This window comes from Pseudomonas typographi, assembly GCF_014694385.1.
GTDB classification, from domain to species: domain Bacteria; phylum Pseudomonadota; class Gammaproteobacteria; order Pseudomonadales; family Pseudomonadaceae; genus Aquipseudomonas; species Aquipseudomonas typographi.
Map to the genome: position 1 here is coordinate 1 of NZ_JAAOCA010000057.1, position 16,780 is coordinate 16,780.

Here is a 16,780-nt window from a genome sequence, read left to right on the forward strand (position 1 = left end):
CCCAGCTGACGAATCGTTACCCCGATGCGTTTCCCCACTTTTATGTAGAGCTCGACCGCTCGGATGCGGTCTTCGTATGAATACATGAACTACCTCCAGGTAGTCCAAGATTTCCGCCGCATCCCCGGTGGGTCAGTTTTCGGTCAGCGGCAACATACCGGCGCTGATTCTGGTAAATAGTCGGGAAATCTCCACGCCCACCAGCAATGGGCTGAAGCACGCACGATAAGAAAGAGTTTTTACACACTCTGGGCCAGAAGCGGACAGTAAGCTCAGACGATGACAACTCTTCATCGTCCTACTTTCTTCCTTTCCATCCCTCGCCACCCGGAGGCCGTTGCAGCATTGGCCGATGGAATATCTCGCCAAGGCCCGCATAATAGGGTCCGCCTAACCGCGCTACAGATCGCATCTTAGTCCGAGCTGCTGAAACCCTTAGCAGATTAAAGGTCCAATACGAGGCGGCTTCCCTTACAGCCCGACACACAGATCATCATCACTTTGTTAGAATCGCGCATCGCCTTGCTGAGCACACTATCGCGATGCGCGACTTCACCCTCCAGGACCCGTGTTTCGCATGCGCCACAGGTCCCTTCACAACAGCTGTATTCGACATCCACACCGGCGTCCAGCAACACATCTAGAAGAGGCTTTCCGGCAGGCACCTCCAACGTCAGTCCGGAGGTGTTCAATACCACTTGATAGCCTTCGTCAGCCGCTGCCGTTCCTGCCGCCTGCTCGATCGCAGTGAAGCGCTCGATATGCACGTTGGCAATACTCAGCGCTTCACAAGCGCGCTCGAACCCGGCAAGCATTGGCGCAGGTCCACAGCAGTAAAAATGGGCATCCGCAGGTCGGTTAGCCAACAGCGTGATTAAGTCCGGCGGCCCACCTTGCTCATCATCGAAGTGATAGGTGACCTGCAAATCCTCATCCGCTAGGGCCTCCAGCAATGCAGCCTCTTTTCGCGACCGTGCGCAATAGATCAATTCCACTGACTTGCCCAACGCCAGAAGCTGGCGAAGCATGCAGTACAGCGGTGTAATACCGATCCCCCCCGCCACCAGGACGCTGTGGGTGGCGCCGGCCTCCAGCGGAAAGTTATTCCGCGGCACTGAGATCGATAACGGCGCCCCAACCCTCAGATAATCATGCACCCAGCGCGACCCGCCACGACTGTTGCGGTCATTGAGGACGCCCACCACATAGCGATTCTGATCGTTGGGAGAGTTCATCAGCGAATAGCTGCGCACCAAGCCGTGAGGCAGATGTAAATTGATGTGCGAACCGGCGGTGAAAGGCGCCAGCGTCGTTCCATCGGCCGGGAATAATTCGATACTGAGTATGCCTTCCGCTTCATGGCGAAGGTTTTTGACGCGAGCAGATTGAGTGACAGACATTGCGAATACCTTAAAGCGATGTTTGATCGAAACGGATGACGATGCGACCCTGAGCATGACCCTGCTCCAGAATGCCGAGCCCCTGCTCGAAATTCTCCAGGGCAATGGTGCTGTCGACGAACGAGCGAATGGCGCCGCGCCCTACGAGCTCGACAATGTCGTGGGCATCCTGCAGCGTCGACCCCACCGAACCCATGAGCCGAAGCTCGCGCACGATAAGGTCGATGGGGTGCACCTTGAGTGAATCGGCGCTGTAGCCGACGATCACGTAGCGACCCCTACGCCGCAGCATATCCAGCGACGCCTGCATGGTGGACTCGCGGCCTACCAGCTCAAACACCACATGCGCGCCCCCCGTCAACGCCAGCACTCGCGCAGTAACGTCTTCGGTACCCGTTGCGTTGAGGCTGTGCTCAGCCCCCAGCGCCAACGCCAGCTCAAGTCGATTTTCGTTGCGGTCAATCGCAATGACCCGTCCACCGACGTGCCGTGCGTATTGCAGCAATGCCAGACCGACACCGCCAGTCCCGTGGATCACCACCCATTCGCCGGGTTTGATGTCAGCCTTCTTGCCGGCGTGAACCGCTGTGGTTCCGGCGCAAGCCATGGGCGCTATTTCTTCCAGCGAAACATGGTCCGGCACCACGATGCAGTTGGTTGCCCGAACCACCATGTAGTCCGCGTAACCGCCGTCGGTAAAAAATCCTGGCTGCGCCTTGACCGTTGGGCACAGGTGCTCGTCGCCGATGCGGCAGTACTCGCAAACGCCGCAGCCCTCGTAGTAATAGACCATCACCCGTTCGCCGAGGCGATGGGGATTGACTCCCTCCCCTAACGCCTCGATGACGCCGGCCACTTCGTGCCCCATGGTCACGTCACGACAGCCGAGATCCAATAAGCCATCGCGAAAATGCAGTTCGGTGTGGCACATGCCGCAGGCTTTGAGTTTGACCCGGACCTGTCCGGGCGACGGTTGCGGGCACGGTATGGTCTGCAAGGAAAATGGCTGGCCGGGGCCAAGGTATCTGACAGCGCGCATGTGCATGGTGAGGCGTCCTGATGAGAGCATTGTTGCCACCGTGCATACAAAAAGGGTGCCATCTGCCCTTCTTCACGCAAGACACTTTTTTGCCCCGCCCCCTGAAACACCCGGTTTCAAAGCCTTTGGGGCGGTAACTCATACCTACCTCACGCCGAGCTATATTTTCTGTGTGTACTCAGCCAGATATCACTGGGCGAAGCCGGACTCAGACATTACGCTAGCCTGATCCCCTCGATCGGCCTTTATAGAAGATGAAAAGACGCGTTCCCACCCTCGCCAGTAAAATCCAGAGCCTGATCCTCAACGAAATACGCCAAGGGCAACTGGTGCCCGGCATGCACCTGGAAGAGCTGGAGCTCGCCGAGCGTTATCAGGTTTCCCGCACGCCCGTGCGCGAAGCACTGCGTCAGCTCGACGCCCTTGGGGTAGTGAAAATCACTCCGCGTCAGGGCGCCACAGTTGTGGACCATTCGACTGCGGATCATCAGCGGGAAATCCTTGAAGTTATCGCTGATCTTGAAGCCTCCGCCGCGCGCTATGCTGCCAGTCGGTGCACCCCGGCCCAACGGGTCGAGCTGCTCAAATTGTCCGAGCGTGCCCGGCAGGTTCTCGCCGCCGATGATCACGCGGCGTTTGACGAGCTCAATATTGAGTTGCACCAGCTGATTCACAAGGCCGCCGCCAATGAACTATTGACCGAAACCATCGCCAACATGCGTCTGCGTATCGTGCCGTATACCCGCGCCGAACTCATGAGCGGGCGCGACTCACTGGAAGTCTCTTATCGAGAACATGAAATGTTCCTCAACGCTGTACTACGCGGAAACAGCGAGCTCGCGTATCACTCCATGCGTGCTCATGTACTCAGAACGGGTGTGATGGACGAGGATTTAGGGCAATAAAACGGGAAAAAAAACCGCGATATGTATACTCAATATGCAAAAAAATACCCCTCATGTATTTTTAAACCACCTAAGAAAGCGCTTATTTAGGTCGTCACAACGCCTTAAAGCCCCATTTTAGATCATTCAAAAAGTGGACATCACCCAATATTTCCTAGAAATTCCCGAAAAATCTGCAAAATGATTGCCCTTTAGCCGCAGCTGCATTTTGAACCTGGGATTTTTAACGCTGGCATGCCATTTGCTAATTCCGTGTATACACAGAGGCATTCAATGTCTCTTTATCAAGCGGAGCAAAACAGATGGTTAAAAGCCTGTTGAGCAAGCCAGACGTATCTGGCGCGGTGACGGCCTTCGTCGGCAAGACCCATAAGATGTACATCGACGGCCAATGGCTCGACGCTGTCGGCGGCGACCCTATCCCGGTGGTGGACGCCGCAACCGGAACGATCATTGCGCATGTGCCCAACGGCGACAAATCCGACGTTGACCTGGCCGTTCACGCGGCACGGCAAGCGTTTGAAAAAGGTGCCTGGGGATTGATGGGCGGTCACGAACGTGCCCGGTTGATGATGAACCTGGCGGAGCTGATCGACGCTCACGCCGATGAGCTCGCCGAACTCGAAGCGTATGACACCGGCCGGCCGATCTATGAAACGCGCATGGTGGATATACCCGGTTCGTCCTTGATGCTGCGTTACATGGCGGGCTACGCCACAAAGATTACCGGCGAAACCTTCGCCACCTCTGCGCCGTGGGAGCTCTTCGCCTACAGCGTGCGCCAGCCAATCGGCGTGGCAGCAATCATTGTGCCCTGGAACTACCCCTTCGAACTCGCCGTATGGCGCATGGCGCCAGCCCTCGCTGCCGGTTGCACTGTCATCATCAAACCGGCGGAACAAACGCCGTTGAGCACCCTGCGTTTGGCTGAACTGGCAGAGCTGGCAGGCTTCCCAGCGGGCGTGATCAACGTCGTCACAGGCCTGGGAGAAACTGCAGGCGCGGCGCTTTGCAGTCACCATGACGTAGACAAAGTCTCCTTCACCGGCTCAACCGAGACCGGCAAGCGCATCGTCCAGGCGAGCGCTGCCAGTAATCTGAAAAAGCTGACCCTCGAACTGGGCGGCAAAAACCCGGCCGTGGTGTTTGCCGACGCTGATCTGGATCAAGCCATCGCCGGAATCTCCAGCGGGATCTTCTTCAGTTCCGGACAGGTCTGCACCGCCAGCTCCCGGGTCTTGATCCATAGCAAGGTCTACGACCAGGTCGTGGATGGCCTGGTCGAGCGTGCGCGCAATCTGCGTATCGGTCACGGCCTCAACCCGCAAACTGAACTGGGACCGTTGGTGTCAGCCGAGCAGTTGCAACGCGTGGGTGGCTACCTGAAGGCAGGTGCCGCCGAAGGCGCGGAGGATCTGGTGGGCGGTCGAGCGATTGGCGATCAGGGGTATTTCATGACCCCAAGCGTGCTGACCAACCTCACCCCGCAAATGAGCGTCTACCGCGAAGAAATCTTCGGGCCGGTGCTGTGCGCCATGCCGTTCGAGACCGACGACCTGGATGAGATCGCCGCAATGGCCAACGACACCGACTTCGGTCTGGCGTCCAGCGTCTGGACCCGCGACCTGGCAACAGCGCACCGCATGGCCAAGAAAATCAAGGCCGGCAACGTCTGGATCAACATCCACAACTGCTTCGACCCCGCCCTGCCGATGGGTGGTTACAAGCAATCTGGCTGGGGACGTGCCGCCAGCTTCGCGGCGATCGAAGACTATACCGAACTCAAGGGCGTCGCCGCCCGCTTGTAAACCGTGCACAACGGTCGAATAGGAACACTCTCGTGAATGCAATCAGTCAAAACCCGCTGCCAACAGCGGCGAGCCTTCCGGTCGGCGATGCGCCACCGGGCATCGTGGTCAAGGACCTGGCGCTACGCTATGGCAGACAAACAATCTTTGAAAATCTGAACCTGGAGATCCGCAGCGGCGAGTTCATCGCCCTGCTCGGCGCCAGTGGCGTGGGCAAAAGCAGTCTGTTGAAAATCATCGCCGGTCTCGCCACACCCAGCGCTGGCAGCGTGATCGGCAGCGACGGCAAACCCTTGGCCGGACGCATCGCCTACATGGGCCAGCAGGACTTACTGTATCCGTGGCTCAACGTGCGCCAGAACGTCACCCTCGGCGCGCGTTTGCGCGGCGAAAAGACCGATGACGCCTGGGCCGATCATTTGCTCGAACAAGTGGGTCTAGCCGGACGCGACACCCTGTTGCCCTCCGCGCTGTCTGGCGGTATGCGCCAGCGCGCCGCTATCGCCCGGACCCTGTACGAGCGCCGCCCCATTGTGCTGATGGACGAACCGTTCTCGGCCCTCGATGCCCTCACCCGGGCCAAGGTACAGGACCTGGCAGCCGAACTGCTGACCAAGTGCACCGCACTACTGATCACCCACGATCCGCTGGAAGCCTGTCGCCTGGGTCGTCACCTCATCGTGCTGGCTGGCCATCCTGCCACGCTGGGCGAACCTATCACCCTCGACGGCCTGCCACCGCGCGCGCCGGACAACCCACAAGTGCTGCAAAGCCAGGGCCGTCTGTTACGCATGCTCACGGAGCTTCACCAATGAGCCGCCTGCGAAACGGTATTCGTCCCCTGATCATTTTCATCGGTCTTTTGTTGATCTGGTACGCAGTGACCCTGACCGGAATTCCAAACTATCTGCTCCCCACACCGGCCACCGTGGCCGAGGCACTGTGGAAGGGGCGTGATTATCTAGGCTACCACTTCCTGGTGACGCTTTCGGAAATCGCCATGGGCCTGTGCTGCGGTTTGCTGCTGGGCATGATTCTGGCGCTGACCATGATGTTCTCGCCGCGCCTTCAACAGTGGCTTATGCCGGTGCTGATCATCAGCCAGGCAATCCCGGTCTTCGCGCTCGCCCCATTATTGGTCTTGTGGTTGGGGTTCGGGGTGGCCTCGAAAGTGGTCATGGCCACGCTAATCATCTTCTTTCCCGTCACCGCCTCGTTCTTCGACGGCCTGCGCCGCACCGAGCCCGGCTGGCTTGAACTGGCCAAGACCATGAACGCAGGTGGCCTGGCCGAGCTGAGACATGTACGGCTGATGGCAGCACTGCCTTCGTTCGGCTCGGGCCTTCGCGTCGCGGCGGCTGTCGCTCCGATCGGCGCGATCATCGGCGAGTGGGTCGGCTCGTCCAGCGGACTGGGCTACGTGATGCTCAACGCCAACGCCCGGGTGCAAACCGAAGTGTGTTTCGCCGCGCTGTTCTTGCTTGCCCTGATGGCGATCGTCCTTGTTCAACTGGTGGATCTCAGCGTGCGCAAGCTTTTGTACTGGGTTCCGGATTCCAGCCAGACCCGTTGATTTCGACAACTTCCTCCTCCAAGGGAAACATCATGATCCAGAAGTTCGCGTTCGCTGCATTGATGACATTGGGTACTGCCTCCGCTCAGGCCGACGAGCACATCAAGCTGTTGCTGGACTGGTTCGTAAATCCGAACCACGCCTCGATTTTCGCTGCCGAGTACAGCGGCGCGTTCAAGCGTGCAGGCCTTGACGTTGAAATCATTCCGCCTGCCGACCCCAGCGTGCCCCCTCGTCTGCTCGCAGCGGGCCAGGCCGACCTTGCGCTGAGCTACCAGCCGCAGCTGTACATGCTGGTAGACAAGGGTCTGCCAGTGGAGCGCGTCGGCACCATTATCAACACGCCGTTGAACACCATCGCCGCGATCGAAGGCGGTCCGGTCAAGACCATGAAGGACTTCAAAGGTCACAAGATCGGTTACTCGGTCGGCGGCCTGGAAGATGTCACCATCCGCACCATGCTCAAGTTCAATGGCGTTGATCCGAAGGACGTCAATCTGGTGGCAGTGAATTTCCAAGTGATCCCGGCGTTGTTGACCCATCAAGTAGATGGCGCCATCGCGGTCTTTCGTAACTTTGAAACCACCGAGCTCAAGGCAAAAGGCGCCAACCCCATCGTCTTTAAGCCCGAAGAAAACGGGGTACCGATGTACGACGAACTCATTGTCCTGGCGAATAAAGCCCATGCCCGGGATGCCAAAATCCAGAAGTTCATGGTCGCACTGGCAGAAGGCACTAGCTACCTCAAAGCCCATCCAGAAGAAACATGGACCGCGTTCGCCAAGGCTTACCCCGACCTGAACAACGATCTGAATAAAACAGCCTGGAAAGACACGCTGCCGTTGATCGCCAACAACCCGATGACCTTCGACAAACCGCGTTACCAAGCCTTCGCCGAATATATGAAGAAGAACGAGCTGATCGAGTCGGTCAAGTCGCTGGATGACTATGGATACGAGCCCAAGCCATGACACCCGATACCACCAGTAACGGACCGAAAGGCTGGGCACCATACAGCGACTGGATCGATGGCGTAGAGGCGCGGTCGTGGAGTTCAGGCCAGGGCCGTCCCATCGTACTTATTCATGGAATTGGCCCTGGCACCTGCGGCCTGGCCAACTTTGAACCAGTGCTCGACACCTTGTTGCAATACGGTGAAGTGCACCTGATCGACTTGATCGGCTTTGGCGCCTCCGGCCGAAAGACCTCCGCGCCCTACTTCGATGTCGCCCTGTGGCAGCGCCAGTTGCAGGCGCTGCTGGAGCGCATCGGGCGGCCGACGACGTTGATTGGCAACTCCATCGGCGGCGCCTTGGCGTTTCGTTGCGCGGCTAATGACGCGACGATTCAAGGCGTGCTGTCGATCGGTTCACCGCTCTGCGCAACCGCGCCGACTCAGGCACTGCTGGATTTCTGGAGCGTGCCGGACTCACCCGCCGCGCTGGCCAAGGCCATGGCGCCGATGACGGCAGCCGGGACCGAACCTTCGCCCGAGCGGCTGGCGGCACGTTACGCACCGTTCACTGATCCAGGGTTCGTTGAGTATTTCGTAGCGTTGCTCGGCGATCCGGCAACGGCATTACAAGAGGTGGCGCTGGATGCTGCGACGGCACAGCGCATCACCTGCCCCATGACCCTGGTGCACGGCTGGCAAGATCGCGCCTGCCCGCTCGAAGGCACTGCGCTGGCGTTCAATCGCCTGCGCCCTGACGCCGATGCCGTCCTGTTCGGCCAATGCGGCCACAACGTTACTTGGGAAAGAACCGCAGACCTTTGTCAGCTGCTGACGGCTTTCCTGCAGCGCACCGAGTTGGAGTAATCAAACCATGAGCAAGACTTTCATCCGCTGCGGACGCCTGTTCACCGCCATCGACAGCCAGGCCTTGAGCGATCAGACGCTGATCATCGACAACGGTCGCATCGTGCATGTCGGCCCCAATCACTCGGCGCCACCCCCTGCGCCACAAGACCGAGTGATCGACCACAGCGATCGCTTCGTGATGCCGGGCATGGTCGACACCCATACCCACCTGAGTTACGGCTGCGCGGCGTCCGAAGAAGAAGTCGACCTGTACGCCACCCTCGAATTTCGTACCTTGCGGGCCTTGCACGCGGCGCAAAGCATGCTGCGCGCAGGGTTCACTTCGGTTCTGGACCCGGCGTGTTCCGGGATGGTTTCCCCGGCAGTGCGAGACGCCATTGACTGCGGCCTGTACCGCGGGCCACGTATCACCGCCGCCGGACCAGCCCTGACCACCCACCAGGGGCTTTATGACTACTACCCGAGCTGGATCGGCTCACCGGATGTCTCCAGCGGCATCCTCGTCAAGTCACGCGACGAGGCGATCCAGCTGATTCGCAAGCAAGCCAAAGATGGCGTCGACATGATCAAGATCGCGATGGACGGCACTATGGGCGACCGTGATCGGGGGCTTTACGCCGCCTTCGATCAGGATGAAATCAGCGCGATGGTACGCGAGGCGCATCGCTTGGGCCGCAAGGTCGGGGTGCATGCACGCGGCACCGAAGGTGCCCTGTACTCGGCGCGCGCCGGGGTCGATGTGATCTATCACGGCTCGCGCATCTGCGATGAAGGTATCCGCGCGGCACTGGATAATGGCACGGCCATCAGCCCGTCGCTGCTGATGCTGGTCAACAACATTCAGTTCGCTCAGCCCCAGGACCCGTCCTTCAGTTGGTGGCCGAACATTCAGCGCAAGGAGCTGGCTGCCGCGCGCCGCTGCATCGCCGCAGCGTTCGAGGCAGGCGTGCCGCTGCTCAACGGCTCGGAAAGCGGTTTTGCCATCACCTTGTATGGCGACTGGGCGGCCAAGGAGCTGGAAATCACTACCGATTTGCTCGGGCTCAGCGCCGCTGAAGCATTGCACACCGCAACCCGTGTCCCGGCGAAATTCATGCGTGACACACGGATCGGCACGGTGGAGCAAGGCCAGGCCGCCGACCTACTGGTGCTCACCGACAACCCGCTGAACAACATCAAATGCCTGCAAGACCCGAGCGCGTTCCACGAAGTGTGGGTAAACGGAGAAATCTTCGACCTGACGCCACCGCCACCAGCGCGCCGACATATGAGCGAAGACTCCCAAGGGATGTGGAACCGCCGCTATACCCGCGACATCGTCAGCCAGCTCGAGCCTCAGTCGCTCGAACTGCAGCCCGCATCTTGAACCCTATTTCTGCTCACCTGATGAAGAGGTCAACATGAGCCCTCACGACTACCAATGGCCGAAGGCCGACTGCACCCGCATCCCCTACGGCATGTACCGCGATCCCGACGTGTACACGCTGGAGCAGGAGAAAATCTTTCAAGGCCCCGTGTGGAACTACCTGGCGCTGGAAGCGGAGATTCCCAACGTGGGTGACTTCCGCACCATTGAGGTCGGCGATATCCCGGTCATCGTCAACCGTGCCCGCGACGGCAAAGTGCACGCTTTCGTCAATCGCTGTGCGCATCGCGGCGCGACCGTGCAGCGACTGATCCACGGCAACGCCAAGTCCCACGTGTGCTGCTACCACCACTGGGGCTACAACCTGGAAGGCAATCTGGTCGGGGTGCCGTTTGCTCGCGGTGTGGAAGGCAAAGGCGGCTTGCCGGAGGACTTCGACAAAAAAGAGCATTGCCTGCGCAAGATGCGCGTAGAGACGCTCAACGGCGTGATCTTCGGCACATTCGCCCAGGCGCTGGAACCCCTAGAGGAGTTCCTCGATACGACCTTCGTCAATCAACTCAAGCGCCTCTTCAACCGCCCGATCAAGATCCTCGGTTATCAGCGCCAGCGCATCCACGGCAACTGGAAGCTGTACACTGACAACCTGCGCGACCCCAACCATGGCGGCCTGCTGCACATGTTCCAGATTACCTTTGGCATCGCGCGGCTTAACCAGACCGGTGGCGCCATGGTCGATAAAAAAGCCCGGCACAACATGTCGTGGGCGGCTCAGGACATGGGCAAGAACAACAGCGACGCCGAATATTCGACCCCACGGGAAAACAACAACCTGACCTTGAAGGACGGCAGCCTGCTGCAATACCGCAAGGAGTTTCCCGACGCCTACAACCTGACCATCGCCTCGATCTTCCCCAACTGCATATTCCAGCAGATCGGCAACACCCTGGCGGTGCGGCAGATCCGCACCAAGTCGGTGGGCGAATTTGAAATCTTCTGGACCTTCTACGGCTACACCGACGATGACACCTCAATGGATCAGCATCGTCTGCGCCTGTCCAATCTGGTCGGCCCCGGAGGCCTGGTTTCCATGGAAGACGGCGAAGCCATCGAGATCGTGCACCGTGCCATCGCCGCCGACGAAGACAAGCATGCATTCGTCGAATTCGGCGGACGCGGGCCGGTTGGCGACCAGGACAACCTGGTGACCGAGGCGCCCATGCGTGGCTTCTGGATGCACTACTGCGAACTGATGGGTATTACGCCGGGAGCAGACGCACATGCCAATGCCTGAACACTACTTCGAGCTGCAGATGCTGCTCGACCAATACGCGCGAATGATCGATGAAGACCGCCTCGAAGAGTGGGTAGAACTGTTCACCCCGGACGGCCGCTACGAGATCATTTCCAGGGAGAACCTGGCGCAGGGTTTTGCCTTGCCGCTGATGCTGTGCGAGAACCGCAACCAGATCGCCGACCGCGTGATGTCGTTGCGCGAGGCGAACGTCTATCACATCCACACTGATCGCCACATCCTCTCTCAGTTGCACGTCCAGAGCACAGCGGATGGTTGGCGCGTGGGTGCCAACTATGCACTGTTCCAGACCAATCAAGTAGGCGTCAGCACGCTATACAGCGTCGGTCGCTATGAAGATCTGATTCGCGAAGTGGACGGCCGTCTGCTGTTCGTCAGCAAGCGAGTGATTGTCGACACCGCTGCAGTGCCGTCGCTGCTCGCCACCCCCATCTAGGACCGTGTGATGACTGCAACCAAACGAGAAATATTCGTCCCCGGCATGGGCCCGCCGCTGAGCCATTACTGTGATGCCGTCGCCTTTGGCGACTTGCTGTTCGTTTCCGGCATCCTACCACTGGATGATCAACTGAACCTGGTGGGCGGCGAGGACCCGCAGGTTCAGGCAAAGCAGGTTTTCACCCGCCTCGAACAGGTGCTCGCCGCAGAGGGCGCGGCGTACGCCGACATTCTCAAGGTCACGCTGTTTCTCACTGACGTCAACGACCGCGCAGCAATCAACGCTGTGCGCAAGCTGTACTTCGGCGACAGCCGCCCCGCCAGCACACTGGTGGAAGTCAGCGGTTTGATCACCCCCGGCGCACGTCTGGAAGTCGAGGCTATTGCCCGACTTCAGCGCACCTAATTTTTCAAGGAATTGACCATGCAACCCATTCAATATCCGTTACTTGTCGACAACACTTTGACACGCGTCATCGAAGCCGGCAGTGGACCTGCCGTAGTGTTTGTGCACGGCCTCGGCGCCCGTTGCGATCGCTGGAGCGGAACGGTCAGCCGCATCGGAGCGGCGGGCTATCGAGCGGTGACGTTCGATCTGCCCGGGCACGGCCTAGCCGCCAAAGGCGACCTGCACGCCCCAGGCGATGTGCCAGGCCTGGCGCGATATCTGGTGGCATTGCTCGATACCCTTGGCATCGAGCAGGCGGTCCTGGTCGGTACGTCATTGGGCGGCCACATCGGCGCTTACGCCGCGACGCTGATCCCCGAGCGCGTGCCTGGCCTGATGCTGGTTGGCGCACTCGGTATCGCACCGTTAAGCATGGAAGCCGCGCGAGGCATCCAGCGCAGCGTCAAAGCCACATCCCGTGAAGAAATCCAAGGCAAGCTGAAGTTTGTCATCGCCGATGACGCGCTGGTGACCGATGCGCTGATTGATGAAGAATGGCGCATCAACAACTCCCCAGGCGCCAATGCCAGCTTCGTGCGCATGGGCAACTACGTGGTCGACGGCCTGGAGCATGACTACGTCGCCAAACAACTGGCTGCGCTCTATCCGGCAGACAACATCCGTCTGGTGTGGGGAGCCGAGGACAGGGCAGTACCGGTCAGTGTCGGCGAGCAATGCCGCGACCTGCTGGGCGGCGCCGAGCTGCTGTTGATCGAGAGCGCTGGCCACGCGCCGTACTTTGAAAAACCAGCCGCGTTTGATCCGCCACTGCTGGCGTTCCTCGCCACGCTATATTGATCACTGGCTTATCGTTTTAGGGTTCGCCGGCGATTGAATAAGTACCGCCGGCCTGCCGTTGATTTCACCGTTCTGCACCGTGGGCCGATGTCTCATCTATCGGCCCACGGCGCACTGCTGCCTAAAACAATAAGAAAACACTGACCCACGATAACAATAAGTCTGAAGACACGCTTAACACTGCCCCTCTTCACTTGAATATCAAAAAAATCAGGAGCCGTTTGTATGCGCGTAATAAAGTGGATGACTCTCTCGCTGGCCACTTCGGCCGCTGTCGGTGGTCAATGGGCCCAGGCCAGTGAACAATCCGAAGCGAGCGGGTTTCTGGAAGGCAGTAAGTTAAATGTGCTGGAACGTAACTTCTACATCAACCGGGACTTTCGCAGCGGCAACTCGCCGGTCGATAACAAAGGTGAGAGCACGCCTTATGGCGAAATCTGGGCTAACGGCCTGATCGGTAACTTCCAGTCAGGCTTCACCCAAGGCACCGTCGGCTTCGGGGTGGACGCCATTGCCTTGATGGGCGTGACGCTAGACAGCGGCCCAGGCCGTATCGGCGGGGTCTACACGGTTCCCGTGCAGGATAACGGCAAGCCGGTGGACGAGTTCTCGTCATTGGGCGTGGCGGCAAAAATGCGCATTTCCAACACGGTATTGAAAGTCGGCGACCAGGTCATGACATTGCCGGTCATCGCCACCGACGACACACGAATCGTCCCGGAAACCGCTCGCGGTTTTTTTGTAACCAGCAACGAGATTGACGGGCTGACTTTGCATGCAGGTAAGTTCGATTCGATCAAAGGTCAACAGTATGCCAATCACGACAGTGTCGGTTTGAAAGAAGCAGTCTTTGCCGGCGGCGCTTACGACTTCAATAAGAACTTGAACGGCGCGTTGTATTACTCCAATCTTGATGATGTATTCCGCAAGTACTACGGCAGCCTCGGCTATAATTTGTCAACCGGCGAAGATAGCTCATTGGCGACCAACTTCAACCTGTATCGCACTCAGTATGATTCCAAATACACCGGTACTGGCAGCAGCGAAGACAACACCATCTGGAGCGGGGCCGTGGCCTATAGCCTCGGCGCTCATAAGTTCACCATCGCTTATCAAAAATCCAACGGCGGTTACCTGAGCCCAACTGGCCGACCAGTGGGTTACGTCTACGGTCCTGACGGAGGCAGCTCGATCTTTCTGAGCAACTCAATCCAGTATTCGGACTTCAACAACAAAGACGAAGCCTCCTGGCAGTTGGCGTACAACCTGAATTTCGCGTCGCTCGGCGTACCCGGCCTGACCTTCGGCGCACGCTTCGTCGACGGCCAGAAAATCGACATGGGCAGTGGCAGTGACGCAAGCGAACGCGAAACCGATCTGGACGTTAAATACGTCATGCAGGGCGGCGCCGCTAAGGACCTTTCAGTACGCGTGCGCCAGGCTTTCTATCGTTCTACGGACGAGCTGAACGGCGACGTCAATGACTTCCGGGTCATCGTCGAGTACCCAATCAGCATCCTTTAAACCGTGAAGCATCGCTCGCCAGCCGCTTAGGCTGGCGAGCGCCCAATTCAACAGTGCATCCGAAGGTAATCCGCCATGGAAAAGATCCTGGATAGCGATCCCCTGCTCACTGGCACGCCGGCCGGCTTTTTGCCGACCGAGGGCGCCTAAATGTTCGATTCGCGGCTGCCCGTGCAGAAGACGGCCGTTAACGGTATGAGCCACGCCTGCGAGGCCACTTATGCTTAATCCTGTTCGAGGCCGTCATGGCATGGCCGTTGCCCCTCACGCCCTGGCATCCCAATCTGCGCTGGCCGTATTGCGTGAAGGCGGTAATGCCGTTGAAGCGATGGTCGCGGCAGCCGCGACCATCGCGGCGGCCTATCCACACATGAACGGCATTGGCGGCGACAGCTTCTGGCTGCTATCACTTGCAACACCCTACGGGCCGCAAGTCATCGGCGTCGAAGGCTGTGGGGCCGCAGCCCAGAACGCGAGCCATGAGGACTTTCGCGGTCAGTCGGCAATCCCCTTTCGAGGTCCTTCGGCAGCGCTGACGATGGCGGGAACTGTCAGTGCCTGGGAGCGCAGTCTGGACATTGCGCGAGAGCAACTCGGTGCGCGCCTGCCGTTATCACGATTGCTCGCGGACGCCATTGCCTACGCCCGCCACGGCGTGCCCGTGACCGCCAGCCAGCAGCGCAGCACGCAGGCCAAACACGCCGAGCTGTTGAATGTCGCCGGGTTCGCTGAAACCTTCTTGACCGATGATCGGGTACCCAACGTAGGCAGCCTGTTCCGCCAGCAGCGCTTGGCCGACACACTCGAACATCTGGCCAGGCATGGTTTGGCAGATTTCTACCAAGGTGATCTTGCTGAGCGAATGGCCAAAGAACTGCAACAACTGGGCAGTCCGTTGCGACTCGCGGATTTTAACGCCCACCAGGCCATCGAACGCACGCCGTTGGAGTTGCAGCACAGCCATGGACGGGTGTTCAACATGCCGCCACCCACCCAGGGGTTGGTGTCGCTACTGATCTTGGGCATCATGGATCGTCTGCCGGGCAGCAAGACAAATCATCTGAGTGCCGACTACGTGCACAGCGCGGTCGAGGCGGTCAAACAGGCTTTCAAGGTGCGTGACCAGCACATTACCGATCCTCTGCATATGCGGGTCGACGCTGCGAGCTTTTTACACGCCGATGCTCTAAACAGCATGGCCGATGCCATCGACCCTCAAGTCGCCGCCGCCTGGGGCGAAGGCAAAGGCCCCGCCGATACCGTCTGGATGGGCGTCATAGACTGTCACGGGAATGCAGTGTCGATGATCCAGAGCATCTATCACGAGTTCGGATCAGGCGTTGTGCTTAGCGGTACCGGCGTCAATTGGCAGAACCGTGGCGCGTCGTTTTCGCTTGACCCCGATCACATCAATTTCCTGCGCCCTGGTAAAAAGCCGTTCCATACCCTGAACCCAGCCTTGGCGCATCTCAACGATGGCAGCACGATGGTGTACGGCAATATGGGCGGAGACGGGCAGCCGCAAAGTCAGTCTGCGGTATTCACACGCACAGTCGTGCACGGCCTGAATCCTCAGGCTGCCATTAGCGCGCCTCGATGGCTGCTCGGGCGCACATGGGGACAATCTTCCGACAGTTTGAAGCTAGAGGGGCGATTCCCGCAAAGCACCGTACAGGCCTTGCGAGATCGCGGCCATGAGGTGGAAATGCTGGATGATTTCGACGAGGTGTGTGGACATGCCGGTTGTGCAATCAGGCACGCTGACGGAAGTCTGGAAGGCGGTTCAGACCCACGTTCTGATGGGGTTGTCGCAGCGTTCTAGAACACTGCTGCAGAAGAAACGAACCGGTCAGTCGCATGGTGCGATTGACCGGCAGCAATCGGCCGATCCTACCTTTCGCGACCGTCCGCTTTGGGTCGATTCTGTTGAAAAAGTCGGATTTTCAAATGGCCTGAACTCAGGCACGACCACCACCGGAGAACCTACTCACCACATTGAGTGGTTGTTCGGCCCTTCGGTGACCTTTGCTGTGTTGGGGGATGCGGCGGAAATCTTGGACTACCTGGAGGTAGTTCATGTATTCATACGAAGACCGCCTCCGAGCGGTCGAGCTCTACATAAAAGTGGGGAAACGCATTGGGGTAACGATTCGTCAACTGGGCTACCCGACGAAGAACTCTTTGAAGAGCTGGCATGCAGAGTATGAGCGATGCCTCGACCTGCCGCGTGGCTACGAGACCTCGAAGTCGAAGTACTCACGTGCCCCAAATGGAAAGGGCTGTCGAGTACTATCTCGAACACGGTCGCAGCATCGCCGCTACCGTCACGGCGTTGGGCTACCCT

General features: G+C 59.0%; 15 protein-coding genes and 1 pseudogene. 14 read left to right on the top strand and 2 right to left on the bottom strand.

What is annotated here, in order from left to right; all coding sequences use genetic code 11:
- Nucleotides 1-443: 443 nt before the first annotated feature.
- Both HAQ05_RS26280 and HAQ05_RS26285 read right to left on the bottom strand, forming a co-directional pair.
- Nucleotides 444-1,400, bottom strand: coding sequence for a PDR/VanB family oxidoreductase (locus HAQ05_RS26280; protein WP_190426851.1), 957 nt, complete (start codon nt 1,398-1,400; stop codon nt 444-446).
- Between the two features lie 10 nt (nt 1,401-1,410).
- Entirely contained in the window at nt 1,411-2,445 is a 1,035-nt protein-coding gene (locus HAQ05_RS26285; RefSeq protein ID WP_202988119.1) for an alcohol dehydrogenase catalytic domain-containing protein, read from the bottom strand.
- 248 nt (nt 2,446-2,693) lie between these two features.
- Here HAQ05_RS26285 and HAQ05_RS26290 point away from each other — a divergent pair, with 248 nt between their 5' ends.
- The 14 genes and pseudogenes from HAQ05_RS26290 to HAQ05_RS26355 all read left to right on the top strand — a co-directional run.
- Nucleotides 2,694-3,344, top strand: coding sequence for a GntR family transcriptional regulator (locus tag HAQ05_RS26290; RefSeq protein WP_190426854.1), 651 nt, complete (start codon nt 2,694-2,696; stop codon nt 3,342-3,344).
- Nucleotides 3,345-3,646: 302 nt separating this feature from the next.
- Nucleotides 3,647-5,152 carry an aldehyde dehydrogenase family protein gene (locus HAQ05_RS26295; protein ID WP_190426858.1) on the top strand — a complete coding sequence of 502 codons (1,506 nt, stop codon included), beginning with the start codon at nt 3,647-3,649 and terminating at the stop codon, nt 5,150-5,152.
- A 32-nt stretch (nt 5,153-5,184) separates the two neighbouring features.
- The gene (locus tag HAQ05_RS26300; protein WP_202988120.1) at nt 5,185-5,967 is read left to right on the top strand and encodes an ATP-binding cassette domain-containing protein; all 783 of its coding nucleotides are present in this window, start codon (nt 5,185-5,187) and stop codon (nt 5,965-5,967) included.
- Nucleotides 5,964-6,725, top strand: a complete 762-nt coding sequence (locus HAQ05_RS26305) for an ABC transporter permease (RefSeq protein WP_190426860.1) — start codon at nt 5,964-5,966, stop codon at nt 6,723-6,725. Before HAQ05_RS26300 ends, HAQ05_RS26305 begins: the two co-directional genes overlap by 4 nt.
- Nucleotides 6,726-6,757: 32 nt before the next feature.
- Nucleotides 6,758-7,696, top strand: a complete 939-nt coding sequence (locus HAQ05_RS26310) for an ABC transporter substrate-binding protein (protein WP_190426863.1) — start codon at nt 6,758-6,760, stop codon at nt 7,694-7,696.
- Complete coding sequence (locus HAQ05_RS26315; protein ID WP_190426866.1) at nt 7,693-8,544, top strand: alpha/beta fold hydrolase; 852 nt, start codon at nt 7,693-7,695, stop codon at nt 8,542-8,544. The genes HAQ05_RS26310 and HAQ05_RS26315 overlap by 4 nt, the downstream gene beginning before the upstream one ends.
- A 7-nt stretch (nt 8,545-8,551) precedes the next feature.
- Complete coding sequence (locus HAQ05_RS26320; protein ID WP_190426869.1) at nt 8,552-9,913, top strand: metal-dependent hydrolase family protein; 1,362 nt, start codon at nt 8,552-8,554, stop codon at nt 9,911-9,913.
- A 34-nt stretch (nt 9,914-9,947) separates the two neighbouring features.
- Nucleotides 9,948-11,207 (top strand): Rieske 2Fe-2S domain-containing protein, encoded by a 1,260-nt coding sequence (locus HAQ05_RS26325; protein ID WP_202988121.1) that lies wholly within the window; start codon nt 9,948-9,950, stop codon nt 11,205-11,207.
- Nucleotides 11,194-11,664 carry an aromatic-ring-hydroxylating dioxygenase subunit beta gene (locus HAQ05_RS26330; RefSeq protein ID WP_190426871.1) on the top strand — a complete coding sequence of 157 codons (471 nt, stop codon included), beginning with the start codon at nt 11,194-11,196 and terminating at the stop codon, nt 11,662-11,664. The genes HAQ05_RS26325 and HAQ05_RS26330 overlap by 14 nt, the downstream gene beginning before the upstream one ends.
- A 9-nt stretch (nt 11,665-11,673) precedes the next feature.
- Nucleotides 11,674-12,072 carry a RidA family protein gene (locus HAQ05_RS26335; RefSeq protein ID WP_190426873.1) on the top strand — a complete coding sequence of 133 codons (399 nt, stop codon included), beginning with the start codon at nt 11,674-11,676 and terminating at the stop codon, nt 12,070-12,072.
- A gap of 18 nt (nt 12,073-12,090) precedes the next feature.
- Complete coding sequence (locus HAQ05_RS26340) at nt 12,091-12,912, top strand: alpha/beta fold hydrolase (RefSeq protein WP_202988122.1); 822 nt, start codon at nt 12,091-12,093, stop codon at nt 12,910-12,912.
- A 225-nt stretch (nt 12,913-13,137) separates the two neighbouring features.
- Nucleotides 13,138-14,436: an OprD family porin gene (locus tag HAQ05_RS26345; protein WP_190426877.1), complete on the top strand. Its 1,299-nt coding sequence runs from the start codon at nt 13,138-13,140 to the stop codon at nt 14,434-14,436.
- Between the two features lie 250 nt (nt 14,437-14,686).
- A complete protein-coding gene (locus tag HAQ05_RS26350) occupies nt 14,687-16,258 on the top strand; it encodes a gamma-glutamyltransferase family protein (RefSeq protein WP_190426880.1) in 1,572 nt (523 codons plus the stop codon).
- Between the two features lie 254 nt (nt 16,259-16,512).
- Nucleotides 16,513-16,780: pseudogene (locus HAQ05_RS26355) on the top strand (IS3 family transposase); the annotation flags it as partial.